This is a genomic window from Flammeovirga pacifica, from assembly GCF_000807855.2.
GTDB lineage: Bacteria > Bacteroidota > Bacteroidia > Cytophagales > Flammeovirgaceae > Flammeovirga > Flammeovirga pacifica.
Window position 1 is genome coordinate 283,154 of sequence record NZ_JRYR02000001.1, and the last position, 26,920, is coordinate 310,073.

Below are 26,920 nucleotides of genomic sequence, written 5' to 3' on the forward strand. Positions count from 1 at the left end.
AATTGTCGTTAGCTTCTAATATTGACTTTAGCACCTTCTTTACCATTGAAAACAGATTCTTCAACTAAAACATCTTCATTCTGAAGACCTTTAATAAAATAGCTGTCATGGTTTGTTTTGATTACCTGAATTTCCTTTTTAACTAAGGCATTTTTTTCCACTGTAAAAACATACTTTCCTTCCATTACAGCTTCTCTAGGTAATTCTATCACGTTATTAATAATATCACCTTCAAATGTTACCTGAACAAATTGACCTTCGTAAATATCAGATTTCGTAGTAGGGTGTATGTTTACAAATACCTTGATAGTCTGAGATTGGGCATCAACAATTTTTGATTTTCTGATAACAGTACCTTGAATTTCTGTTGGAACTCGACTCTCGGTTTTGACCATTACTTTATCGCCTTTCTTAATCCATTTAGCATTTAATGGTTCTACTTCGACCACTACTTCTAAAACATCTGTTCTAGAAATAACACCGATCTCAGTACCCGGAGAAACAATAGATCCAGCTTCTAGTCTAACAGATTTAAAAGTGCCATTAAAAGGAGCATTGACATTATACTTATTCAAGTTGATTTCTGATTGTTGAATGGCAAAGTATTCAGTAATTACATTTCTTGAAGCAAGGAAGAAACGTTCTTGATTTGAATTAATTTGTGGTAATTCTGGTAAGGGTTGATCTATTTTTACTGAAGTAAAGAAGTCATACCATTTTTGATACTCCTCTTTATAATCTATTTTAATATCAGCTAGGGTAGAAGCCATAGTATTCATAAAACTCGATTTACTCGACTTTAAAGCGGCTTTCATATCTTCATCAAAAATATGAACTAATCTTTGTCCTCTTCTAAATGTATTTCCTTCTTTTAACTGAACTTGGGTAGGAGTAATTCTACCAGCTACTTCAGAAGATAATATAAATGTTTGCGCAGCATTAACACGACCATGGAAAGATTGATCATTTTTTACATCAGTAAAGTTTACTTTCTGTGCCTTAATTGATATAACTTTTTCTTCTTTTATTGCCTTTTTGGGGTTGGGTTTATTCTCTATAAGTTTGAACGATAAAAAGGCAGAACCTCCGATAAGAATAATAACGCCAAGGATACTAATAACTTTCTTAGACATTGGTATTTATTGTTGATTGATTTTTTTATTATATAAATGATGAAGCGAATTAGCATCTTTATATTATTAATATTAAAATTTATCAACCAACACCCTCCATCTTTCAACAAAACAAAGAATACAATCAATTTTATGGTTTATTGATAATATCTTTAAGTTTATAGATAAAAAGGTGGTTTTTGTAGAACATTCTATTTTTTATCAATCTCAATCAGTTCATTTGAAAAAAAACATCATATTCATGTTCGGAAAATTGAAGAAGGTTCAGAAATTTCTATTATTTACCCTAGGGTTGTATCTATTCATGTTCATGTTTGATTATTGGATAGGTCCCTTGTATTCTTTAGCCAAATCAAGTATCAGTATTAGTCTTTTTATTTTTGTTGTTAGTCTTAATTCTATGGTTTTAATACCACAGTTATTTATCAATAAGAGTAAAAAAGTTTGGTATGTAGTGTCTATTATATTGTTATATGTAGTCACCATAAAAACAAACCTCTTTTTTAATGAGTTGATTTTTCCTCTATTAGATCAAGAAACGTTCTTTAACGAGAATGAACATTTAAGGGAAAGATTACATGGAGTGTTAGAATTTAAATGGATTTATCCTTTTGGCTTTGGGAGTGTGTTTATACTCATCACGATTATAGTATCAACAGTACTTACTGTAAGCGAATATGATAAAGAAAGAAAAGTAAAAGAGGCCAAGTTGAGAGAGGATAAAATGGAAGCAGAATTGAAATTTTTAAGATCTCAAATTAATCCTCATTTTCTATTCAATGCTTTAAATAATATCTACACATTAAGTTATATGAACTTACCAACAGCACCAGACAAAATTGCCCAATTGTCTGAAATGCTAAGGTATTTATTATACGATTGTAATGAAGAAAGAGTAGAACTGTCTAAAGAAATCTCTTATCTACATAACTACATTGATTTCCAACAGCTAAAAACAAAAGATAACCAGAACATTAATTTTGATATTAATGTGAAAAATAATAGTCGTTTAATTCCACCTGTATTATTAGAGCCTTTTGTAGAAAATGCATTTAAATACAGTCGTTTGGAAGAAGACGAAGATGATGCGGGATTTGTATCTATTCTCCTAAAAGAAACGGAGGACCAATTAATATTTGAAGTAAAAAATAGTATTAATCCTCAAAGAACAATAAACAATGATCCAACAAAGGGAGGAATTGGAATTAACAATGTTCAAAAAAGACTTGAATTAATCTACCCTAATGAACATCAATTAAGTATCTTGGAGGAAAAAGATGTATTTAAAGTAAAGTTGATTATTCACCTTTAATAAACTTAGGAATATGACCTTAAAAACAATAATTGTTGATGACGAACACTTAGCAAGAAGTTTAATCAAAGATTATGTATCTAAAGTGCCCCAATTAGAGCTGATAAATGAGTTCAAAAATGCGATAGATGCTATGACATTTTTACAGTCTCACCCTGTAGATTTGATTTTTTTGGATATTCAGATGCCTAACTTAACGGGTATTGAGTTTGTGGAAACAATACAACTCAATAACACAATGGTCATTTTTACCACTGCTTACTCTGAATATGCGATAAAAGGGTATGAGTTAAATGCGTTTGATTATTTATTGAAGCCGATCACTTTTCCAAGATTTCTTCAATCGGTAAATAAAGCGATTAAACAATTTGAATTAATTAATCAATCTTCATCGAATAGGGAAGAAGAAGAGATAGAGAAAACCTCTAGGGTGGATCAAGTAATCACAAAAAAGGATAGTATTAGTATCAAAGCAGATTATAAGCTTCATCTAATTAAATACAATCACCTGCGTTATTTGGAAGGTCAAAAAGAATATGTATCATTTCATACTACCACTAAAAATATCCTAGCACTCGCATCATTAAAAAAGATGGAAGCAGAATTACCAACTGATCAATTTATTAGAATTCATAAGTCTTTTATAGTCAATAAATCTGAAATCGAAAGCCTTGAAGGAAATATGCTAGGACTTGGTGATGTTGAGCTCCCTGTAGGTCAAAGCTATAGAAGTCAATTACTTAAGTTGTTTGAGTAAAAAAAGCAATATCTTTCTGAAATATTACTTACATCTGTATTGATTTAGTGTTTAATTAGTATTAATGACTGATAATGTGTATATTATGAGAATAAATAAGACTGATTTGTGAAGATATCTTCCTTATAAGTCATCTCAATAACTATTACTCACTTAAATTATCCTTAAACATGAATTTTACACCAAAACGTATTCTTGAAGATCCACATGACGTCAAACCTTACCCATCAGTAGATCAATACATGACTAAAAAACTAATTGTATTTACACCAAATCAATTTATTGAAGAAGCCATGGAAGTACTTGTTGAAAATAAGATTTCAGGTGCTCCGGTAATCAATGATGAAGGGGATTTAGTAGGTATGTTATCTGAAAAAGATTGCTTACATATCGTATTAGAAAGTAGGTATTTAAATTTCCCTGCATCACAAGGTAAGGTGAAAGATTACATGACAAAAGCAGTAATGTCGATAACACCAGATAGAGACGTAGTGGAAGTAGCTATGTTATTTAAGAATTCAAACTACAGACGATATCCAATAGTGAAAAAAGGTAAACTGATAGGCCAAGTAAGTAGAAGAGATATCCTAAGAGCAGCGATAGATCTAAAATCTACCACTTGGTAAAAACTGAATAAAATAACATTTTCTACATCCAAACTTATCTTAGGTACTTGATGCGTTGAGTACAAAAAAGGGAACAGTTTTAAGCTGCTCCCTTTACTTTTGTATTTTACTTGAAATACATTAAACAGCTTACTTAGCTGCAAAAATATTAACGGCTACTTCAATATTATCTTTAATAGCTTTATCTCCTAAGTTCTGGAAAATAGTACCTGATTTGAACTCAATACCGTATTTTGTTCTATCAAATTCAAGCTTTGACATTGCGTGAACTTCACCGTCATGAGACATTGTTTGCACTGTAAATTCTACAGGTGTTTTAATATCTTTGATGGTAAGATCTGCTGTAACTTTTAAAGCATTATTTTCACCTTTCTCTACATTAGTAATAGCTAATGTTGCTGTAGGGTACTTATTAACTGCAAAAAAGTCATCATTCTCTAAGTGTCCTTTAAGTTTACCATTTTTTGGATTATCAGCAGCATAATCTTCCACAGTAATCGAAGTCATATCAATTACAAAAGAAGAGCCCACGGCTAATTGACCATCTTTAATGATTAATTTCCCTTCTTTGATGCTTAATTTACCAAAATGCTCATCACCAACAATTTTAGATCCTTTCCAATGTAAAGTACTTTTTTCAGTATTTACATTATAGTCACCGTCTTCAAAAGTTACAGCGTGAGAGTGAGAATGGGCACCATGAGAATGTCCATCATGTTCATGAGATTCATGTTCTTTTGCAGAGCTTTGCTTTTCTCCACACGAAAATAAGCCTAAAGAACAGATAGAAAGAATGCTTAGGAAGTTTAAAAATTTCATAGTTTAAAAAAATATTAATTAGTCTTATCCGAATTTACTTCTTCCACAGAAATAATATTAGGATACATTGAAAAAATTGGAAATCTGAAACCTACAACACTAAAATCATAGGTCTTATCTTGTTGAATTTTGGCATATATGTCGGATGAATTTAATTTAAACCAGACCCACGTATCAATATTTTCGAATACATGTGATTTGCCATTACTATCTAAAGTATAAATCAAATATTTTCCGATTCGATCTTTACTTTTGTTATCGTCGATATTACCAAAACTTCTTTCAGTTTTTGTAACTGTTGCAGTAATAGTTCTTCTATTTACTTTAGGAAATACCCAAATGAAGATAATGAAGACAACAACTGCAATACCAATATAAAGTGCTTTTTTCATTAATATACTTTTTTTAGAGGACCTTTTAGTCTCTGTTTTCGTTTTGTATTTTTCTCAATATATCGAATTTCTACTTTTAATTCTTTAATTTCCTCAGGAGTTCTTTTTCTAAGAACTTCTTTTGTAATAGGATCAATTTCAAACTTCAAATTTGGTTCCATAAGAGGAGATAATGTAGAAGCAACACCCGATAATACTGTTTTTGCCCAATAATTAAATATAAATTTATTTTGATTACGGACGTTATAAATATGTCCTTGCTTCATTGATGGAAACCTTGGGTTTTCTTCCCTTATTAAGAGGTTGGCAACAGAACTAAAAAATGCATTTCTCTTAAGGTTACCATCTTTCTTTTCTTTATCTTTTAAGACATCCACTTCAAGGTTTTTGTATCGGAACTGCATATTTCCTACCGCAAGAGAATCGTTGGCTAAAACTTTAAAATACATTCTTTTGAGATGCCCATCTTTTACTTTGACCATCTCAAGACGTTCAATAAGTGGGTTTAGCTTAACTAAATCCATTTCGCCAACTTCGCCTTCATAATAATAGGTGCCTAGAGAATCTAATGGAGGTATTCTAAAATACATTTTTAGATCACCACCTTCATTCATTAATGTTCCTTTTACAAACATTTCTGCAAATGGAATGGAATCTAAAGTGGTTGTATTGTTAGTTAAATTAAAGATCTGCCCAGTGAAATTTTGAAGTTGAAATTGCCCTGATTTTCCTCCAGTAAAATCGGTATCTACTTGTGCATCTTCAATAGCCCCTTTAAATTCTTCATAATCTATGCTACTATCTGTTATTGTGATACTATCTAGATTGAATATCAGTTTAGAATCTTCAAAGATAGTATGAGGCATTTTAGGCTTTTTCTTGAACGGGTCAGCAGGAATTGATTTGTCTCTATAGGCAGATAAATTTAACTGATCGACTTCAATGCCATTAAGGTGAAGGGAGTCTCTATAAACATATTTATTGAGGTGTATTCCTCTCACCAATAAATCAGGTATTGAAACTTCAATTCTATCTGTTTGGAACTCGTTATAGACTCCAAAATCCTTTTTAGAATACTTTGGGTCTACTTTGAAGTTTTTGACATAAACATCTTGATAATGGGAGTTATAGTTTAATGAGTCAAATTTTAAGGCATACATTCCATTGCCTAGATTAATAGAATTCTGCCCTAGTGTAGCTACAGCACTTTTAAGTCCGATGTAATGCTCTTTATCAAGGAGTTTTTTATTGAGATCAAAATCTTTAATAGTCACATGAATGTTTTTTAGAGTATTTTCAGATGACCTTGAAATCAGTGATTCCTTGTGATTATTAGATTCATTATCTATTTGGGAAGGAGATAATGGATAAATTTCAATGGTTTGCCCAATAGTATCTTGTAGCATTTTGTCAATTAAAGCAATCTTTTCTTCCTTAGATAATTTTTTGGATCTCTTTATTTTTTCGGATTTTCTCTTGATTTTACTTTCATTGATTTTAGCCTCTTTTAGAACAATAACTTCTTTATCTCTTTCCATTAAACGAGAGTAAGTAATTTTCTTCTTCGGTCTTCTAAAACTAATTTGACTACTATCAATATCAATATAACCTACATGAATTGATTGGAATTGATTTAGAATTTTATCGACTTTTTCTTTTGGAAAGTTTTTCCCTGCAAAAGAGCCAGTAGTAACTTTTTTCTTCTTTTTATTGACAGGGGTGATGTAATAAATATTCTTTCCTAAGACAGAATCTACATCAATCTTCTTCTCATAAAGTAAAGATTTAATGCCTGCCCCTTTAATCTTTAGGTCTCCAACAGCAATAGACATTAAAGAGTCTAAATTACTTACTTTTTGGAAAGCTAATTTGGGTGTGATATCCGTGTTTTGACAATAAATACTATCGCCTTTACTATCTGCAACAATTAATGATGAAGTAAATTTCATAGGATTTTCATCACTTTCTAATTGTAGTCCCTTTAGTGTAACGTAAAAATCCTCTGGGGTGATTTTACTAATATGACGAATAGAATCCGGCTGAGATTTGATATTGTTCAGCTCAAATTTACCACCATAAAAAGTAGCGAAATTTGTTGTTTGAGGCTTGTTCTTAACTAATAATGCAATATCATCAGCACTTAAGTTGATTTTACCAATATTGATATAGTTAAGTGGGATTTCTTTAGGACCAGCTTTTTTAACCTTTGTACTATCTTTCTTCACCAAGTTTAGAGAAATAATACCTCTCAAACCATCAATATTGATTTCGTCAGCAACTACCTGTTTTAAATTAGTAAGTAAATGGTAATCGAGACCTTTAATATTTACTTCATTGATTCCACACATCACGTGATAGTCTTTAATAAGCTTCTCTTGAGTAGGAATAATTGTGATACCATCAATAAGTAAGTCTTGTTTCTTAGCATCGATTTTTAATAAAGAAACTCTTGCTTGATGATGTATTTTATCTAGAGGGAAATATAAATCATTTAATACAAAAAATAATTCATTCCAATCTATTCTATCTTTACTCATTTCAAAACCTTCCAAGTCTAAACCTGTAGAAGAGGATTGCATCAGCAAAGATTGATCAGGATTATAAACAGATAAAGGCCCTTTTCTAAAATGTAATTGATTAATTTTTAGAAATTTAAATGGATTTTTTTGAGGATTGTTTTTAGCAATTTCTTCCTTTACTTTGGCCTCTTTTAATTGATCTTGAAGTTCTTTTAATGGTAATTTGACATCGGCACTAGGTACCTCAATATAAATACGATTAACGATTAAGGAATCTGTTTCAATAAACTTCTTCCAACTAATATTCTCTAAAAATACTTGATCGATATAGGTGTTTACTTTTACTTTATTCTTGGTAGTATTTTGACTAGAAACATTGATGCCATGAACTTCAAAAGTACTATCTGCTAAAGTAAATGAGGCTTTTTCTAAATTTAGATCATAACCTTTTATGTCTTTTAAACGAGTATCAAAGACTTTGATACTTGCATCACTTAACTGAAAATTTAAAGGGTCATGAACCGGTAATAATAATGTATCGAGATTCACTTTTAAATTTTGTGCTGTAACTCCTTTATCATCATAAATAGAATCATTAGGTAAGTGTAAAGTTACTTTTGCGTTGTTAATAGCAGTGCTATTCAATTGTATAAATTGATGTTTCCTGTCTTTTTTAATTTTTACAGGTTTCTCTGTCTTCTTTTTGGGCAGCCAAACTTCAACTTTTGGTTGATTAAATTCCATTTCGTCAAACACAAGAATACTATCTAAAGGTTTCTTGAGGAAATCTATGTAATTAATGTTGGAAAGCTTAAAACTTTTAGCTGATGCTTTAATTTTAGCTTTAGAGGAGACATTCTTACTTACCTTATAAGGTGAATATAATGGTCTATAAACTTTTAAATTATGATTATTCGAGTTATAGTAAATACTCCCTAGGCGTATGTAATGACCATTTTTTAATCCCCAGTATTGATTTCTTAATTGAACATCAAAATAATTGAATGCTAATGGTATTTGTTTTTTAAGAGTAGCGTTATCTACATTAATATGATAAACATGCGTAGTTAAATCTTTAACCTCTCTTTTTCCTAACTTATCACTTTCTAAAGGGATGTTGGCGTTATTGAGACTGAATTCATCAATCTGAATACGTTTTAAAAATTGGGGTAATTGTGGGGTCGATTTCTTCTTCTTACCCACTTTTGGAGAGGAGTTAAGGTTTAGTTCTACTCTAGGTTGAGAAATCTCGACTCTTCTAACATTTAAAATACTATCGTATAAGAATGTAGAGATATCAATGCCTTCTAATGATAATAATGGGATAGAGGCGCCACTAAGAGGAATTTCATTATCACTAATTTTGTAAAGTGATGTATTATATATTGTAAGGGAACTATCAAAAGATGAAAAAGTGAATTTCCTTAAAGAAATACCAATAGGAGATTTTTCTAGTTCTACTTTTAAATCTTCAGAAGTTAAATCCAAAGCACTTATATGTATGGGTACTAACTCTTGGTATAAGGTAGTGGAGTCTAAATAGATATCATTGATCTTGGTGGTTAAATTACCAATTCTAACCTGTTGTTTTTTTGATTTAGTATGATCAATAAAGTTAATATCAGAGTTATTAATAAAAATATTTCCAACACGATATCTGTTAAAGTTTTCACTCTGCTTATCAAAAAACTTTTTTAGTCCATCAAACTTTTCCTTGTCAGTATCCTTAACGGTAACTTTTGGTGTTTTTCCGTGTTTGTATTTATGAATTTCAGCACTTACACTATCAAAAGCGATATTACCAACATAGATTTCTTTTTGAAATAAAGCACGTAATAACGAAATGTTCTGTAGTTTTATTTGATGTGCCTTTAGTTGGACCAGGTTTTCTTTTTCAGCTAAAGGAAGGCTATCATTTTTTAAGGCAAAGGCACTATCAGGTGAAAATAGGACATTATCTAATGTAATTGAACCACTTGATAAAAAATCATGAACAGACCAACCGGCAATAAGTTTAACATCAATATTATCAAAATCGATAGAATATTTGTTATGCGTTGCTGTTGGAATACCTTTCTTAAGAACAATATCACCTACAATTTCCTCAGCATAATTATTTAATGCGATATGAACAACCCCAAAAATTAAAAATAACAAGACAATCAAACCTATAAAAGAATACAAAATAGTGTTGGCTATCCTTCTTCCAATAGATTTGGCTTTTTTAGGTAAATCATTAGATGAACCCTGTTCTTCTTTATTTTCTATGTTTTCAGTACTCATTAAAAAAATCTCAGAGCGTAAAGCAATTTATCTCTTGAAAAGAGTGGTACTCTTATTTTACTCTGTTACCATTGATTCTATAATACCATCACGCATCCAAAGTTGACGATCGGCATTTTTGGCTAATTCTCTATTATGTGTAACAATCACAAAAGTTTGATTAAAGTTATCCCTTAATTCAATAAATAGTTGATGTAAACTTTTAGCATTCTCAGAATCTAAGTTACCACTAGGTTCATCAGCAAAAATAATTAGAGGATCATTGATTAATGCTCTTGCTATAGCACATCTTTGTTGCTCTCCACCAGACATTTCTGATGGTTTATGTTCTGTACGATGTCCTATATTTAAAAGCTCCATTAATTTTTGACCTTTCTCTTTCACATCGTCCAATTCTTTTCCTGCTATTAAGGCAGGCATGCAAACATTTTCTAAAGCTGTAAACTCAGGGAGTAAATTGTGAAATTGGAAAACAAAACCAATCTTTTCATTCCTAAACTGAGCTAATTTATCTCCATTTAAACGTGTAACCTCAACATCATCAATCCAAACACTTCCTTCTTTTGGGGTGTCTAGTGTACCTAAAATTTGAAGCAAGGTACTTTTACCCGCTCCAGATGCTCCCATAATAGAAACAATTTCATTGGCTTTGATTTCTAAATCAATGCCTTTAAGTACGTTCAACTTCCCGTATGATTTTGTGATCCCTTTCGCTCTCAGCATATTTTATGTCATATTTGAATGCAACAACCATCATGTCATCGCCTTGTTCTACTCCTTTTTTCCAGTCGTGAAAAACTTGATATAATTTTTTACACTGTTCTGCCATTGGCAAGTTAGAGATTTCAATTAAAAGTTTTTTGAATTGTACCTTTTTAAATTTTTCTCCATCTGCATTAAACTGATTAGCAAACCCATCGGAAAATAAATAAATAATAGCATCTTCACTTAATTCAAAGTCTAAATTATCAAATTGTGGCGTGATGTCATCAAATACGATTCCTATACTGCAGAAATTACTTTTAATTGTTCTTAATTCACCATTTTCTATAATGATAAGAGGTCTCCTTGCTCCAGCAAAATTAATTTTTCTTGTGCCTTTTTCAAAACGGCAACAAGCGATGTCCATTCCATCGCTTATTAATGTATTAGTATCAATTTTAAGTGCATCTTTTAAGCAGAAATCTAACTTAGTTAATAATTCTGCACCAGAAATCCCCTCATTTTCAGAAATAATTTGTTCTAAAAGCTGATTACCAATGATAGAAATTAATGCAGCAGGTACACCATGATTGGTACAATCAATTAATAAAAGATAGATAAATTGGTCATTTTCATGCATCCAAACAAAATCACCTGTTACTTCACTTTTAGTAATCGTAAGATTAAATGATTTAGGAAATAAGCGGATAAAGTTGTTATCACAATTGATAAGGGCTTTTTGAATGGTAGCAGCATACTGTATACTCTTACTTACTTTTGAGTTGATGACTGCTAGTTCTTCATTTTTACTCTCTATTTCATTTTTACTTTTTTCAACACGCTCCCTAGCTTTTGCAATTTCACGGGTACGTTCATCTACTTTCTTCTGTAAAATTTCTTTTTGATCCCTTTCTTGTTTTAAATAGTAGTAAAAAAGGTAGAAGACAACGATAAGAATACTTAACACCACAAGTGCGATTACACTTCTTTTTTGATAGAAAGGTTTATCGATAGTAAAAGTTAAAGAAGTTTCGTCTTCAGAAGTTACACCACCCGCATTAATTGCTTTAATTTTAAAGTTGTAATCTCCTGGGGGGAGTTTGGTATAAACTGCTTTATTTATGGATGTAGGAGGACAGAAGTTTTTATCAAAACCTTCTAACATCCATTGATACTTAATTTTAGTAGGGACATTCATAGATATACCTACAAAACTAATTGTAATATGATTAAACTCAGGAGGTAAAACAGCATTGATAGGTAAATGTGTAATAGGGTCAATACCTTCAGAGAAATCACTCCAAGGAAAGTTATCAGAAAATACTTTTACATCCTTAAATAATATTTTTGGCGTCTTTTTACTATAAACTTGATGATTGGGGTTTATCTTTACACCTCCATCTTCAGTGCCAAACCAAAGATTACCTTCAAAATCTACAGAAGCACTACCTCTTTCATAGCCTAGTGCATTAAAGCCTTCGTCAGTTCCATATCTTTCAATTCGAACAATATCGTTTTCTAAAGAAATTAAATGATTGATTGAAGTATTACTACCAGCCCAAACATTACCAAATTGGTCAATATTTAGGGTTCTAATGTTAGTGGATGATAATTTTTCATCTTGAAAACTAATTGCTGCTGATTGATCATCTCTAATTTTACAAATTCCACTTTCAGAAGTAGCAATCCATAATTGCCCCTGTTTATCAAATTTTAGATCATTGATATATAAACTAGGGATTGATCTATCTTTTTTCTGATATATCTTGATGATATTCCATTTAGAATCTAAATGAATTAATCCTTTACCCATTGTTCCAAGCCATACACTTTGATCCACAGGAGAAGTGATCCCTTTAGAAATACGGTAGTTTTGAAGATATAGGTTAAGGTTGGATACCTCTAATAAAGAATCTTTTTCAATACGGTAGATGTGATTTAACGCGGCTACATAAATATGCTTTTCTTTTTTAAAAAATGTAGAAGGGTAATCTTCAATGTCATTTTTGTTTTTTGCCTTTAAAGGGTGCCAATACCCGTTCTTATAACGAAATACTCCATGATCTGTTCCTATTAAAAAATGCTTTTGATCATCTTCAATAACATCAAGTGATCTTGTGTTAATAGGTAAGGCAATTTTACCTCTGAATTTATTGTTTTTAATAACAGTCAAAGCTCTTTCAGACCCAAGTATGGTAGAACTATCACTACTTTGGTAGGTGTCTAGAATATCAGAGGCAACACTATAATTTTTTGAGTAAAGAGTATATATGTCACTATTATAGCGATACAATCCGTTTTTTGTAGCCAGCCAAATACCTTCATCATTATCTTCTACTATATCGTTTATTTGTCTAGAAAGGCCATTTTTCTTCGTCATATTTCTAATAACTTTTATGCCTTTAGTAATATAAACACCATTAAATGTAGTGCCTACCCAAAGGTTTTTATTAGAATCTTCTAACAGACATCTAATTTTCTTGTTTTGAAGAATTTTAAATGCACCTTTCTCAAAATTATTCTTGTTGTATATAATAACGCCATCAGTGGTACCAATAGCGATTCTATTATTTGTTAAATGTCGGATACAAGTAATGTATGCACTAGTTTTATAATGATGTTTTAAAGAATCTCCATGATAAACATAAAGTCCCTGTCTCTTCGTGCCTACCCAAATATCACCATTGTCATCTGCTGAAATTGATGTGTATGTTAATTTAGGGTTGCCATGAAAGTTATCTAGTTTTAAATAGGAAGTAAGTCTAAAAAGTTCGTGGTTAAGAGTAACCCCCCATACTGTTTTTAGATTTGAATCATAAGATATTTGTTGAACACGAAATGATTGAGTGTCATTTTCTATATAACTATTGATTTTTCTATTGTTGATATAGTTCAGTCCATTGTTTGTGGCCACCCATATGCCACCTCTATCATCTTTAGTGAAATCATTGATGAAGTTATTTGATAAACCATTTCTTACATCAATAGTAGTAAAAGACTGTCCATTATTAATATTAATACCAGCATCAAGAGTACCAATTAATATGGCACCATTATCACCTTTGATTAATGTGTTACAATTATTTTGACTAAGTCCATCATGAATCCCAAAAGATGATATATTGAATTGTTGAGCAATTAATAGATGTGATGGAAAAAGAAATATGAAAAAGCAAAAGAGTAATCGATGCATAAATAAAATAAAATCAATTCTTGCTATGAAGTGACAAGATAAGTCTAATAAATTATTGTTCATTAAAAAAGCATGACTAAAAGTAATACTTTTTATCATGCTTTATTATTAATGAAGGGATCTATTTTTATTTAATACTAGATTTCCTTTCAATTAAATTATTTTGAACCACCTTAGTGATAGGCGTGAACTCTTTATCATTTTCTTCTTCTTTTATTTGTTTAAAAAGAAGTTTCGCTGATTCGACACCAATATTAATTCCAGATTGTTCTATAGAAGATAGGGGAGGATCTAATAATTGAGAAAGTCTCCAATCTCCAAAGCCTACTATAGAAATGTCCTCAGGTACCTTTTTACCAAGCTCTTTTAAAGCATTCATAGCTCCAATTGCTGTCACATCATTGTTAGCAAATATGCCATCAAATTCTAAGTTACTATTAATGATGCTTTTCATAGTCTTGGTAGCTTCAGAAAGTGTACCTTCTGGGCAAGGGATGATTAAGTTGTCATCAACAGGTATATTATTTTTTGATAATGCATCCTTATAACCATTAAGACGTAAAGAGCTAATCGATAAGTTGTCAGGTCCACTAAGGTGTACAATCTTTTTACAACCTTGTTTTACTAAATGATCAGTGGCCATAAAAGCTCCTTGGAAATCATCAGTAATCACCTTACTAACGTTTATATTTTCAGAAACTCTATCAAACATAACTAGTGGTACCCCTTTATTAACGATACTTTCGATATGTTTTAGTTTCTTAGTTTCTTTGGTCAGAGATATTAGTAAACCATCCACTCTACTAGAATACATGGCTTTAACATCTACCTCTTCTTGTTCTGGAGATTCATTAGAAATACAAATCATTACGTTGTATCCCTCCTCATAAGCAACAGATTGAACACCAGAAATAACATTAGCAAAAAAGTCGTGTACAATTTCTGGGACAATTATACCAATAACAAAAGATTTTTTATGCCTAAGACTTAATGCAAGAGAGTTGGGTTGATAATCCATTTCCTCTGCTAATTTATTGACAGCGTCCTTAGTTTCTTGACTGATATCTGGATGATTTTTTAATGCCCTCGAAACAGTAGATTTTGAAATTCCAAGCTGATTCGCGATGTCTTGCATCGTGTATTGTGCTTTTCTCATGCAGTTTTTTTCTATTAGAAGAGTGAAAATTGTACTGATATGTGAAAAGATATACATTATGAATGAAATGACCTATTCATTTTTAATTTTTTGTAAAAAATTGCGCAACCGATTGAAAAGTTAGGTCCATTTAAAATGTTGTGTTTTAGGAGGTTTTGTTGAATTTTTTTTTAAACTATTTTCATTCATTTAATAAGTTCCTGTATTTAAGTAAATTTTAAGAATTTAAGATATGTTTATAAATGACTAATTTACATTTAAACAGAAAGATATTTTGATAATTCGCAATATGTTAGTTGTAAATATTGAAATTTAATAAAAAAATAGATTTATTGAGGCGTTGTAGATTTGTTTATTGAAATCGGTTTCGGAATTTTTTTTTGATAAATTATTATAAAAAAATTGCTAAATGTGAAGAAATAATTCTTTGTAGTATAAATAATAGTACTTATTTTGCATTACCAATTGAAACGAAAGTGGATTTGGTAATTGTATTATTCTAAGATGAAATTTTGTTTATCTATAATTACAGTAAAAATTTTTTAAAAAAAATTAACCTACATATAGTTACTAAATGATAATCTTAAAATGATACTTGTCTATTTGTCTAACTGTTTAAGTATGAAAATGAGCATTAACTCTACAAAGCAATTTGCTGCGACGATGCTGCTTTTATTATTCTCTCTTGTAACATTTGCTCAGGAGAGAGCTATTAGCGGTACTGTAGTAGATGAGAACGGCGACACACTTCCTGGTGTAGCTGTATTAGTAAAAGGTACAACTAAAGGTGGTACTACCGATTTTGATGGTAAATTTAAAGTTACCCTAGCGGACGGTGAAGATGTACTTGTTGTCTCTTATATTGGTTACAAAAGCCAAGAGATAGTAGTGGGTACATCCACAAACATTGATGTGGCTATGGAAGTAGACGCAGAACAACTTGAAGAGGTTGTCGTAATTGGTTACGGTAGTGTAAAGAAAGAAGATGCTACTGGTTCAGTTCAAGCAATTACTGCATCTGATTTCAACCAAGGAGCGATTACTTCACCACAAGACCTATTAAATGGTAAAGTGGCTGGTGTACAGATGACTTCATCAGGTGGTGCTCCAGGTGCTGGATCAACTATCCGTATTAGAGGTGGTTCTTCTTTATCAGCTTCTAATGATCCTCTAATTGTTATTGATGGTGTACCTATCGATAATGAAGGAGTTTCAGGTATGCAAAACCCTTTAAATACTGTTAACCCAAATGATATCGAGACATTCACAGTACTTAAGGATGCATCAGCAACAGCAATTTATGGTTCAAGAGCATCTAATGGTGTAATTTTAATTACTACTAAAAAAGGATCTTCTGGTAAACTAAAAATTGATTACGCAGGTAATGTATCAGTAGCTACTGTTCCTAAAACAGTAGATGTATTGAACACTAACCAGTTCAAGGACATGGTTAATAAAAGATACCCTGGTCAAACTAATGTTACAGATTTAATTGGTACAAATGATACTGATTGGCAGAACGAAGTATTAGGTTCTGCAGTTAGTACAGACCATAACGTTTCAGTTTCTGGATCAGTTAAAGATGTACTTCCATTTAGAGCATCAGTTGGTTATACTTATAACGACGGTATTTTAAATACATCACACCTTGATAGAACAACTGCTTCATTAGGTTTAACACCTAAATTATTGGATGATCACTTATCAATCAACGTGAATGCTAAATTCATGAACGTGAAAAACCAATTTGCGGATAATGGTGCAATTGGTTCAGCTCTTGGTTATGACCCAACTCAACAACCAAAAGACCCTGCAGATGTTTATAAGAGATTTGATGGATACCACACTTGGATTGATCAAGGTACTAACAACCCAATTACAATTGCTTCTGCAAACCCAGTAGCATTGTTAGAGCAAAAAGATAACTCAGCTACAGTAAATAGATTTATTGGTAACGCTCAGTTCGATTATAAATTCCATTTCTTACCTGAATTAAAAGCAAACTTGAACTTGGGTTATGATTACTCAAACTCTGATGGACGTACACTAGTTCCTCCTACAGCTGCTTTTGCTTTTGCAACACAAGGTGATTACTCTCCTTACAAACAAACTAAGAAAAATGAGTTATTAGATTTTACTTTACAGTATACTAAAGACTTAACATCTATTGATTCTCGTATTGATATCATGGGTGGTTACTCTTGGCAACATTTCTGGAGAGAAGAGTATTCTTACTCTAATAACTTTGCAAATGATCAAGATCCTCCTCGTCAACCTGAAAGAACATTTAGAACTGAATCTTATATCGTTTCTTTCTTTGGTAGATTGAACTATACATTCAAAGATAGATACCTATTTACTGCAACAGTAAGAAATGACGGTACTTCTAGATTCTCTCCAGATACTCGTTGGGGATTATTCCCAGCTTTAGCTTTTGCATGGAATATGAAAAAAGAAGGTTTCTTAGCTAATTCAGATGTTGTAAGTGGATTAAAACTTAGATTAGGTTACGGTATTACAGGTCAGCAAAATATTAATAATGGTGATTACCCTTATTTACCAACATATACTTCTTCACAGAATACTGCTGATTATGAATTCTATTTACCAGACGGTACTCCTTATTATAGCACAACATTAAGACCAAGTGGTTATGATGCGAACATCAAATGGGAGGAAACAACTACTTACAATATTGGTGTTGATTATGGATTCTTGAATGATAAAATTACAGGTACTGTTGATTTCTACCAGAGATATACTAAAGACTTGTTAAACGTAATTCCAGTACCTGCAGGTTCTAACTTGACTAACCAATTACTTACAAACGTTGGTGATTTGGAAAATAAAGGTGTTGAATTCTCAATCAATTACAAAGCTATTTCGACTTCAGATTTACACTGGGATCTTGGCTTTAACGTAACATATAACGAGAACAAAATTACTAAGTTGACTCAAGTAAATGACCCAGGTTACAAAGGTGTATTTACAGGTGGTATTGCTGGTGGTACAGGTAACACAATTCAAATTCACTCAGAAGGTTATCCTGCAAGCTCATTCTTTGTTTACGAACAAGTTTATGACGCAAATGGTAATCCTTTAGAAGGTGTTTATGTAGATCAAAACCAAGACGGTTTAATCAATGATGATGATAAAGTTAGAAAAGAAGATCCTGCACCTAATGTTTACATGGGTATCACATCTAAGATGACTTACAAAAACTGGGATTTCTCTTTCGCAGGTCGTTGGAACTTTGGTAACTATGTGTATAACAACGTTGCTTCGAATAACGGTTACTTAAATGGTATTTACACTTCAACTGGTGGTGGTTACTTAAGTAACAGACATGCAGACATTTTAACAACAGGTTTTAATGATGCTCAATACTTCTCAGATTACTATGTACAAAATGCTTCATTCTTTAGATTAGACAACATTATGTTAGGTTATAACTTTACTAACCTTAAAAATGGTGCATTGAATTTGAGAGTTTATGGTACAGTAAACAACGTATTTGTTGTTACTCCATACAAAGGTCTTGATCCTGAGATTTCAGGTGGTATTGATAACGATGTTTATCCAAGACCAAGAACATTCTTAGTTGGTGTTAATGTTGGATTCTAATTGAAGAAATAAAATGAAATTTAAAAATATATTTAGATTGAAATACATCGTTGCACTTGTTGCAGCAGTATCTTTCACATCTTGTGTGGGTGATTTAGATACCACACCTATTGACCCAAATACAATTTCTGGTGCTAATGTATTTGATGATCCTTCTAACTATACAAAAGCATTAGCTAAGTTATATGGTGGCTATGTTGTAACAGGTCAACAAGGTCCTGCAGGTCAAGGAGACATTGGAGGTATCGATGAAGGTGCATCTCAGTACATCAGACGTTATTGGGAGTTACAGCAATTACCAACTGATGAAACAATCAATGGTTGGGCTGATGGTAACTTACCTAAATTAAGTTACATGACTTGGGGATCTAATAACGAATTTATTTCTGCATTATATTCAAGAATTTTTTACCAGATCTCTATCTGTAATGAATTCATTAGAAATACAAATGGTGTGGATATCACTGTTGATGGAATTTCAACTCAAGAAATGAATCGTGAAGCGAGATTCTTGAGAGCTTATTCTTACTGGCATGCCTTAGATTTATTTGGTAATGGTATTCCTTTTACTACTGAAGCTGATGGTGTAGGTAAATTCTTACCTCAACCAGCAGGTACTTTAGGTGGATCAGAATTATTCAATTATATCTCTTCTGAGTTAAGAGCTATTGAAGGTGATTTAGTTGCTCCGGCTCCAGGTCAAGAATCAGGTAGAGCAAACAAAGCTGCTGCTTGGATGTTATTGTCTAGATTATATTTAAATGCTGAAGCTTATGGCTTATCAGCAAAATATGATTCTGCTTTGATTTATACTAATAAAGTACTTAATGAAGGTGGTTATTCTTTAGTGACTGATAATCAAGGTTCACAGTATACTGCTTACCAAACATTATTCTTAGCTGATAATCATACATCAGGTAGTGAAATTATTTGGTCTCATAATGAAAATGGTTTAAGATCTAAATCATTTGGTGGATGTACTTACTTAACTCACGCAGCTATTGGTGGTTCTATGAATGCCAGTGAATTTGGTGTGAATGGTGGATGGGGTGGTAACCGCTCTATGAAAACACTTACAGGAACTCTTCAGTTTAAAAGTGCTGATGATAGAAACTTAGTGTATACTGACGGTCAGCAAGAAGAAATTAATGACCCAACTCAGTTTACTGAAGGTTATGCTATTGCTAAGTTCAGAAACATGACTAGAGCAGGTGTTGCTGGTTCAGATCCTACTGGCGATGTTGTAGATATTGATTTTATTGTATTCCGTCTTGCTGAAGCTTACTTAAACTATGCAGAATTAGCTGCTAGACAAGTTCCTGGTGCTTCTGTATCTCAGTCTAGAATCTACATGGATGCGCTTTATGATAGAGCTAATGTTCCTGATGCTGATAAATTGTCTCCAACTGAATTAAACAGTGTTGAAAGTTTAATTAAGTACGAAAGATCGAGAGAGCTTTATTGGGAAGGTGTAAGAAGAACAGATTTAATTAGATTAGGTCAGTTTACTGGTGGACAATATGTTTGGCAATTTAAAGGTGGTGATAAAGACGGTGTGTCTACTCCATCAACTTATAATGTTTGTCCAATCCCATCTTCTGATTTAGGTGCAAACCCTAATCTTAAGCAAAACCCTGGTTACTAAAATCAGTTCTAATATAAAGATATAACAATGAAAAAATTTAATATATTACTTATTGGATTCACTCTGATTTTTGCAATGTTTGCATGCTCTGAGGATCCAAAAGAACCAAAATTAGGAGATTCGTCTTCTAATGTATCTGGAGAAATTTTACTGCCTGAAAATGGTAGTACAGTACAATTAGATACTGCTAATGGTGGTGCTGATTCTGTAGCAACTACATTTACATGGTCTGAGTCTAACTACAATGGTATTTCTTTAGCAAGAAACTATACAGTAGTAATCTCAGATACGGAAACTTTTGAAAATGTACAAGCTTTAGGGGATACTCCAAGTGGTGAGTTGCCTGTAAATACTAAAGCCTTAAACAATGCTTTAGTAGCTTTAGGTTTGTCTGTTGATACAGAACATACTGTTTACTCTAAAGTTATTACAATTGTAAATGCAAATGTTGATACGCTTTCTTCTGGAGAGCATACATTCAAAGTTACTCCTTACTTATCTGTAATTAATTACCCTAAGGTATTCTTACCAGGTGATTTTTCAGGTTGGAATAACAATGACGAAATGTATACTATAGCATCAGTTAATTTTGATAATAACTATGAGGGATATATGCCTCTTAAAACAAAATCTGATGGTACTGCTGCTTCTGGTCAATTTAAATTTGTAACAATTGGCGGAGATTGGGGATCACAATATGGTCTTCCTAATGGTACAGGTGTACCAGCTACAAGTCCAGCTTCGATTATTTCAAAATCTGGTAATGGTGGTAACGACCCAGACAACTGTGAAGTACCAACAGATGCAGGTGATGCTCCTCAATACAGAATCCAAGCAACATTTGGTGCTGATGACGGATCATACACAATTACTCCAACAGTTTGGAGAATCGTAGGTGATGCTACTCCAAATGGCTGGCCTGGTGATGCTCCAAATGATAAAAATGATACAGATATGACTTATGATCCTGCAACAAACGTATGGATGGTTACTGTAGATTTAACAGCTGGTGAACTGAAATTCAGAGCTAATTATGATTGGGGATTAAACTTTGGTCAAGGTGATAATGGAAGTAATTCATTAAGTTTAGGTGCAGGTAACATTCAAGTTGCTGAAGCTGGAAACTATACAGTGAAACTAGATCTTTCAGAAGCTCCTAACTGGAGATATGAATTGATTAAAAACTAGTTTTTAATATAATTGTATTTAAAGCAGCTCACTTCTTTATGAAGTGAGCTGCTTTTTTTATGAATATATTTCAACCGATTGCGCTACCGTTTGCGTTTAAATATCAGAAAATCAGTTAGTTAAAAAGTTGAAAAAAAGTAGTGTTATTCCTACCTTTATAGGGGAATATGAAAATACAAACTCTTTTTAGACTAAATTATGAAAAGACTTTTACTTAAGACTGCTTATTTATTTTTTGCTTTACTAATAACAAATGCAGTTCAGGCACAAGTAAGCACAACACCAGATAAAATAGATGTATTAACAGAAGAGGTAACAATTACTTTTGATGTCTCAGGTACTGATGTTGCTGGTGAATCTGATTTATATTTATGGGGATGGAGTACGGTAGGAGATTTTCTTACGAATGGTACTTGGGCAGCATCTTCAGAAGCAGCAAAATTAACAAAGAAAGAAGGTAACGTTTTTACGTTCACTTTTCCAATCACTAATGGTGATGCTACTTATAAAACTATTGCTGAAATTGTTGGGGCAGATAATCCAACTGCAATTAAGTCTGTAGGTGGTTTAGTCAAAACAAAAGATGGAGGAAAGAAAACAGGTGATTTGGTGATACCTATTGAAGAATTAGCTGTATCTGTAACTGTTGTTTCTCCTAAAGCTACAGATGTATTCTTAGAAGGTGATAAAATAGATATTCAAGCTACTTCTCCAACTACTTCAGAATTAACCATTAAAATTAATGGAAGTCAGGTGGCTACTGCAGAAGCAACAGAGATCTCTCATACAATCGCATCTGCAAGTGCAGGAGCTTTAAAAATTGAAATCTCAGCTAGTGCGGGTGGTTTAACTGATGTGAAAGTTCTAGAATTTGTTGTAGGTAACACTATTCAAAAAGAAAATAGACCTACTTATGCCACTTTATTGGGGCCCAACTATAATGGTAATGAAGTAACTCTAGTTCTTCAAGACCCTATTGGTAAAAAGGAATTTGTAAATGTTATAGGGAGTTTCAATAATTGGGAAGATAAGTCTGCTTATCCTATGAAACTGGAGGAAGATGGAGACACCAAATATTGGTGGTATACTTTCACAACTCTTGATCCTGATACAGAATATATATATCAATATTTGATTGACGGTACTCTTATTATCGCTGATCCATATACAGAGAAAGTATCCGATCCTGATGATAAATGGATTGATAATGAAAGATATCCAGGGTTAATTGCTTACCCAACAGATAAAACAACCTTTAGAGCATCTACCTTCAAAATTAATGAAGAAGATTACGTATGGAAAACAACTAATTTCACTCCAGTACCTTTAGAGGAAACCGTAGTTTATGAATTGTTATTTAGAGATTTTACGAAAGAGCAGACTTATGAAGCTGCTACTGCTAAATTAGATTACATCAAAGATTTAGGGGCAAATGTTATTCATGTAATGCCTGTAAATGAGTTTGAAGGTAATTCATCTTGGGGATACAACCCTAACTTTTATTTTGCTCCTGATAAATACTATGGACCTAAAAATAAATTTAAAGAATTTGTTGATGAGGCACACGCTCGTGGTATTGCTGTAATAATAGATTTAGTTTTAAACCATTCATTCCACTCTTCACCTATGGTAAGAATGTATAATGATGGAGATTATGGTGAACCAACCTCTGATAACCCTTGGTTTAATGAGAAATCTAACTTCACTAACCCTGGACTACAATGGGGAGCAGACTTTAATCATGAAAGTGAATTTACTCAAGCATTAGTGGATAGTGTTAATGCCCATTGGATGAAATACTATAAAGTTGATGGATATAGATTCGATTTCACAAAAGGTTTTAGTAATGAACTAAAAACAGGTGATGATGAGTGGGGTAGTAAATACGACCAGAAAAGGGTAGATATTCTGCAAAGAATGAATGCTGAAATCATCAAAAGAAATGGTGATGCGTATGTGATTTTTGAGCATTTAGCAGACCTTTCAGAGGAAAAAGTATTAGCAGAAGACGGAATCTCATTGTGGGGTAATATCAATCATGATTTTAGAGATATTGTAAAAGGCAATAATAAAGACATTAAATGGCAATCTCCAAAAGAAAGAGGAATGCCAACTCATGGAGTGATGTCTTATATGGAATCACACGATGAAGAACGCTTAATATATGATTCTGAAAATCATGGTTTAGTTTCTCAGACATATAATTTAAAAGAAATTGAAAATGGTATTGGAAGAGCAAAACTTGCTTCAGCTTTCTTTTTCATGGTTCCAGGACCTAAATTGATATGGCAATTCGGTGAAAGAGGTTACAATGTATCTATTAACCAAAAAGAATATCAAGGGGAAGTTAGTGATAGCCATAGAACCTCTGAAAAACCATTAATAGAAGACTTTGATACTCAAAATGATGATGTTCGTAATGAACTTTATAAAGTATACGCCGCTTTATTAAAACTAAGAAATGATTATAATCTTGGAGGCCTAGCAGATGATAAATTTGTGTATGACCTTACGAGTGATATGAAAACTATTTCTTTAAATGGAGCTGCTATTAAAGTAAAAGTAGTAGGTAACTTTAATCTAACTGAAAAAGATTATACCTATGACTTTAGCGGAGATGCTGATACGTGGTATAGTTATTTCAATAATGGTGAAGTTGTTCCTGCATCTGGTACTGTCACTTTAAACCCGTCTGAATTCCTTGTTCTTACCAATATACAAGTGACTACGCCTGAGGCTGGTTTAGTAAAAGGTTTTGAGAGAATTTTTGAAGTAAATCCATATGGTTTTACTGAAGATGATGAAGTGAAAGTTTATTTTAATGCTGAAGCAACTGGAAAAACTTTTGAAGGTGATGTTACTCTTGAAGCAGGCTTAGTGTTAGATGCTTATGGTTCTGGTAATATTTCAAATGAAAAAACAATCGTAATGTCTAAAGAAGGCAATAAATATGTTGCTTCTTTTACACCAAGAGAATTCTTTGAAATGAGCGATGAAGACTTTCCTTATCAAATGTCTTTAAAAGCTATTGCAGGAGATGTTTCTGAAAGCCCTCAATTTGTTTCTTTTGAGAACAATAATAAATCACTTTTTATTGTTGGAGATTTAATGAATGTTGCCTGGAACCCTTCAAACTCTATTGAGATGTCTCCTGATGGAGAGGGTGGTTTCGTAATTGAAGAAGTTACTGTTGTTAATGGGCAGGTATTTAAGTTGATTGACCAACAAGATTGGAATGGCGGTCAATGGGGATACGCCAGTGAAGGTAAGCTTAAAGAAGCTAAGGGTGAAGGTGGAGATATTCCATTTACGCGAAATGGTACTTGTACTATTAGAGCAAATATTAAGAATCTTACTTATGTGATTGATTATGATGTTACCAGCATTACAGATAAAATTTCTAATAGTGAAGTAGTTGCATCACCAAATCCTACTTCTTCTATTATTAACTTATCTAGTGTTCGCTTAAAAGGAAGCATAGAATGGATTGTTAGAGATCAAGCTGGAAGAGTAATTCAGTTAGGTACTCAACACCAAGTGAATGGACAATTTTCAACTGATTTATCAAAATTCTCTTCAGGTATTTATTTCATTGAACTATTTACATCAGAAGGAAGAATTGTGAAGAAAGTGATTAGAAGATAGTCTGTTTCTAAAAAATAAATTGAAGCCTACAGCATTTGTTGTAGGCTTTTTTTATTTTACAGATATATCAACTATTCTGAAATGATAAAAAAAGTAGAACCCCCATTTTGGTGGAATGCGTTTGCAAGGAAAGAATTACAAATTTTACTATATGGTACTAATATTAGTCGATATACTGTAAATATAGAGGATAATAATGTTGGTGTCGTTTTGAAAAACTGCATCAAAACGAATAACCCTAATTATCTTTTTTTAGAAATTCTATTGCCTAAGAATTGCCCTTCAGGTTCATTTTTTATTCATTTAAATGATGGAGCAAAATATGTTGAATATGAATATCATATTTATCAGAGTAAATTAAACCCCAAGTATCAAATAAAAGAAACAACAATTACCCAACAAGATGCTATTTATTTGATAATGCCTGATAGGTTTGCTAAAGGAGGTGATTTTACGTCAAAGAAACTATTTGAAAAAGAAAACAAGAAAGTGCCACATGCACGTCATGGAGGTGATCTTCAAGGTATCCTTAATAAGGTAGATTATATTAATAATTTAGGGTGTACAACGCTTTGGCTTACTCCAATAGAAGAAAATAATGCACAATCTTTTTCCTACCATGGATATGGTATTACTGATTTTTATTCTGTAGATGAACGTTTAGGAGATAACCACTTATATAAAAAGTTATCAGATAAAATACATAAAAAGGGAATGAAATTGATAAAAGATGTCGTTCTAAATCATATTGGAATTGAACATAATTGGCTCAAAGATCTTCCCGATACTTCTTGGTTAAATAATCAAACTTATATAGAAGGAGATAAAATGTCTTATCATGGAACGAACTACCATGTCAATACTGCTTTTGACCCTTATGTATCTGATGAAGATCTTAGAGCGACCCAAGAAGGATGGTTTACAGATCAAATGCCCGATTTAAATCAAGATCATCCATTATTGGCAACCTATTTAATTCAAAATACTTTATGGTGGATAGAATATGCTCAATTAGATGGTCTTAGAATTGATACTTTCGGTTATGTATTTCCTTCTTTTAATAATGACTGGGTAAAGGCTATAAAATTAGAATTTCCGGCACTATATATTGTTGCTGAGATTTTGGTAGGGGAGACTCCTTTTGCTGCTAAGTATGGGCATTATAACACTTACAATGTATCAGCAGTTACAGATCTACCGTTAGCATTTACAGCAGTGAAATCATTTCGTTCATCAGATCGATCGAATTTTTGGGAAAGTGAAATGCATCAATTGTATAATCAGTTATCTCAGGACTTTTTACATACGAATCCATACCTTTTGATGACTTGTTTGGATAATCATGATATAACCAGAGTTTTTTCAAAAATAAAATCCATAAAAAGATTAAAGTTGGCACTTGGGTTTCTTTTGACCACAAGAGGGATACCCCAACTTTATTATGGAACGGAGTTTTTATATGAAGGACTTGAGAATGATCATAGTTCTCTCAGGGAAGATGTAATGGGAGGTTGGAAAAAAGATAAGAAGAACTTATTTGAGAAAAAGGGGAGGACAAAAAAACAGAATAAAATATGGGATTATTTATCAAGGTTATTACAATGGAGGAAATCTTCAGATGCAATTGCCAAGGGGAAATTAGTACATTTTATACCTATTGATGAGGTCTATGTATATTTTAGAATAAGTGATTTGCAGACCATCGCTATTATCATCAATAATAATGATGATACAACACAGTTAATCAATTTTGAAAAATATAAGAGTGTTGTTGAAAATTTCCATGTGGGAATAAATATTCTGTCAGATAAGAAGGTTGATTTATCTATACCTTATACCATAAATCCACTAAAAATTCACATTTTAGAATTAAAAAAAAGAGGTAAATAGTGTTATTTACCTCTTTCCAATATGTTTTATTGATGA

At 32.1% G+C, this 26,920-nt stretch carries 15 protein-coding genes; 8 read left to right on the forward strand and 7 right to left on the reverse strand.

The window, feature by feature from the left end; genetic code table 11:
* Nucleotides 1-8: 8 nt before the first annotated feature.
* Nucleotides 9-1,133 (reverse strand): efflux RND transporter periplasmic adaptor subunit, encoded by a 1,125-nt coding sequence (locus NH26_RS01150; RefSeq protein ID WP_044226587.1) that lies wholly within the window; start codon nucleotides 1,131-1,133, stop codon nucleotides 9-11.
* Between the two features lie 241 nt (nucleotides 1,134-1,374).
* On the opposite strand from NH26_RS01150, the gene NH26_RS01155 reads away from it, so the two are divergent.
* The 3 genes from NH26_RS01155 (at nucleotide 1,375) to NH26_RS01165 (ending at nucleotide 3,828) form a co-directional block, all read left to right on the forward strand.
* Nucleotides 1,375-2,445 carry a sensor histidine kinase gene (locus NH26_RS01155; protein WP_139262780.1) on the forward strand — a complete coding sequence of 357 codons (1,071 nt, stop codon included), beginning with the start codon at nucleotides 1,375-1,377 and terminating at the stop codon, nucleotides 2,443-2,445.
* A gap of 13 nt (nucleotides 2,446-2,458) precedes the next feature.
* Entirely contained in the window at nucleotides 2,459-3,202 is a 744-nt protein-coding gene (locus NH26_RS01160) for a LytR/AlgR family response regulator transcription factor (protein ID WP_044226584.1), read from the forward strand.
* A gap of 170 nt (nucleotides 3,203-3,372) precedes the next feature.
* Nucleotides 3,373-3,828 carry a CBS domain-containing protein gene (locus tag NH26_RS01165; RefSeq protein ID WP_052432184.1) on the forward strand — a complete coding sequence of 152 codons (456 nt, stop codon included), beginning with the start codon at nucleotides 3,373-3,375 and terminating at the stop codon, nucleotides 3,826-3,828.
* A 129-nt stretch (nucleotides 3,829-3,957) separates the two neighbouring features.
* On the opposite strand, the gene NH26_RS01170 is transcribed toward NH26_RS01165, so the two are convergent.
* From NH26_RS01170 to NH26_RS01195, 6 genes are read right to left on the reverse strand one after another with little or no spacing between them, the layout of a single operon-like run.
* Nucleotides 3,958-4,647, reverse strand: coding sequence for a YceI family protein (locus tag NH26_RS01170; RefSeq protein ID WP_052432183.1), 690 nt, complete (start codon nucleotides 4,645-4,647; stop codon nucleotides 3,958-3,960).
* Nucleotides 4,648-4,661: 14 nt separating this feature from the next.
* Nucleotides 4,662-5,039, reverse strand: a complete 378-nt coding sequence (locus tag NH26_RS01175; RefSeq protein WP_052432182.1) for a DUF1523 family protein — start codon at nucleotides 5,037-5,039, stop codon at nucleotides 4,662-4,664.
* The gene (locus NH26_RS01180) at nucleotides 5,039-9,841 is read right to left on the reverse strand and encodes an AsmA family protein (protein WP_044226582.1); all 4,803 of its coding nucleotides are present in this window, start codon (nucleotides 9,839-9,841) and stop codon (nucleotides 5,039-5,041) included. Before NH26_RS01180 ends, NH26_RS01175 begins: the two co-directional genes overlap by 1 nt.
* Before the next feature lie 57 nt (nucleotides 9,842-9,898).
* Nucleotides 9,899-10,564 carry an ABC transporter ATP-binding protein gene (locus tag NH26_RS01185; RefSeq protein WP_044226579.1) on the reverse strand — a complete coding sequence of 222 codons (666 nt, stop codon included), beginning with the start codon at nucleotides 10,562-10,564 and terminating at the stop codon, nucleotides 9,899-9,901.
* Nucleotides 10,512-13,835, reverse strand: a complete 3,324-nt coding sequence (locus NH26_RS01190; RefSeq protein WP_044226575.1) for a two-component regulator propeller domain-containing protein — start codon at nucleotides 13,833-13,835, stop codon at nucleotides 10,512-10,514. The genes NH26_RS01185 and NH26_RS01190 overlap by 53 nt, the downstream gene beginning before the upstream one ends.
* Before the next feature lie 28 nt (nucleotides 13,836-13,863).
* Nucleotides 13,864-14,892 carry a LacI family DNA-binding transcriptional regulator gene (locus tag NH26_RS01195; protein ID WP_044226572.1) on the reverse strand — a complete coding sequence of 343 codons (1,029 nt, stop codon included), beginning with the start codon at nucleotides 14,890-14,892 and terminating at the stop codon, nucleotides 13,864-13,866.
* Between the two features lie 627 nt (nucleotides 14,893-15,519).
* On the opposite strand from NH26_RS01195, the gene NH26_RS01200 reads away from it, so the two are divergent.
* The 5 genes from NH26_RS01200 (at nucleotide 15,520) to NH26_RS01220 (ending at nucleotide 26,884) form a co-directional block, all read left to right on the forward strand.
* Complete coding sequence (locus tag NH26_RS01200) at nucleotides 15,520-18,516, forward strand: SusC/RagA family TonB-linked outer membrane protein (RefSeq protein ID WP_052432190.1); 2,997 nt, start codon at nucleotides 15,520-15,522, stop codon at nucleotides 18,514-18,516.
* A gap of 13 nt (nucleotides 18,517-18,529) precedes the next feature.
* Nucleotides 18,530-20,161 carry a RagB/SusD family nutrient uptake outer membrane protein gene (locus NH26_RS01205; protein ID WP_044226566.1) on the forward strand — a complete coding sequence of 544 codons (1,632 nt, stop codon included), beginning with the start codon at nucleotides 18,530-18,532 and terminating at the stop codon, nucleotides 20,159-20,161.
* 27 nt (nucleotides 20,162-20,188) lie between these two features.
* Entirely contained in the window at nucleotides 20,189-21,349 is a 1,161-nt protein-coding gene (locus NH26_RS01210) for a SusE domain-containing protein (RefSeq protein ID WP_044226563.1), read from the forward strand.
* 198 nt (nucleotides 21,350-21,547) lie between these two features.
* The gene (locus NH26_RS01215) at nucleotides 21,548-24,994 is read left to right on the forward strand and encodes an alpha-amylase family glycosyl hydrolase (RefSeq protein ID WP_052432180.1); all 3,447 of its coding nucleotides are present in this window, start codon (nucleotides 21,548-21,550) and stop codon (nucleotides 24,992-24,994) included.
* Nucleotides 24,995-25,075: 81 nt separating this feature from the next.
* Nucleotides 25,076-26,884: an alpha-amylase family glycosyl hydrolase gene (locus tag NH26_RS01220; RefSeq protein WP_052432179.1), complete on the forward strand. Its 1,809-nt coding sequence runs from the start codon at nucleotides 25,076-25,078 to the stop codon at nucleotides 26,882-26,884.
* Nucleotides 26,885-26,920: the final 36 nt, after the last annotated feature.

Excerpts from the sequence above, each read along its gene's own strand:
- NH26_RS01195 (WP_044226572.1), bottom strand. The coding sequence starts at position 14,892 with ATGAGAAAAGCACAATACACGATGCAAGACATCGCGAATCAGCTTGGA.
- NH26_RS01180 (WP_044226582.1), bottom strand. The coding sequence starts at position 9,841 with ATGAGTACTGAAAACATAGAAAATAAAGAAGAACAGGGTTCATCTAAT.
- NH26_RS01210 (WP_044226563.1), top strand. The coding sequence starts at position 20,189 with ATGAAAAAATTTAATATATTACTTATTGGATTCACTCTGATTTTTGCA.
- NH26_RS01185 (WP_044226579.1), bottom strand. The coding sequence starts at position 10,564 with ATGCTGAGAGCGAAAGGGATCACAAAATCATACGGGAAGTTGAACGTA.
- NH26_RS01190 (WP_044226575.1), bottom strand. The coding sequence starts at position 13,835 with ATGATAAAAAGTATTACTTTTAGTCATGCTTTTTTAATGAACAATAAT.
- NH26_RS01165 (WP_052432184.1), top strand. The coding sequence starts at position 3,373 with ATGAATTTTACACCAAAACGTATTCTTGAAGATCCACATGACGTCAAA.
- NH26_RS01220 (WP_052432179.1), top strand. The coding sequence starts at position 25,076 with ATGATAAAAAAAGTAGAACCCCCATTTTGGTGGAATGCGTTTGCAAGG.
- NH26_RS01160 (WP_044226584.1), top strand. The coding sequence starts at position 2,459 with ATGACCTTAAAAACAATAATTGTTGATGACGAACACTTAGCAAGAAGT.
- NH26_RS01205 (WP_044226566.1), top strand. The coding sequence starts at position 18,530 with ATGAAATTTAAAAATATATTTAGATTGAAATACATCGTTGCACTTGTT.
- NH26_RS01175 (WP_052432182.1), bottom strand. The coding sequence starts at position 5,039 with ATGAAAAAAGCACTTTATATTGGTATTGCAGTTGTTGTCTTCATTATC.
- NH26_RS01200 (WP_052432190.1), top strand. The coding sequence starts at position 15,520 with ATGAGCATTAACTCTACAAAGCAATTTGCTGCGACGATGCTGCTTTTA.
- NH26_RS01215 (WP_052432180.1), top strand. The coding sequence starts at position 21,548 with ATGAAAAGACTTTTACTTAAGACTGCTTATTTATTTTTTGCTTTACTA.
- NH26_RS01155 (WP_139262780.1), top strand. The coding sequence starts at position 1,375 with ATGTTCGGAAAATTGAAGAAGGTTCAGAAATTTCTATTATTTACCCTA.
- NH26_RS01170 (WP_052432183.1), bottom strand. The coding sequence starts at position 4,647 with ATGAAATTTTTAAACTTCCTAAGCATTCTTTCTATCTGTTCTTTAGGC.
- NH26_RS01150 (WP_044226587.1), bottom strand. The coding sequence starts at position 1,133 with ATGTCTAAGAAAGTTATTAGTATCCTTGGCGTTATTATTCTTATCGGA.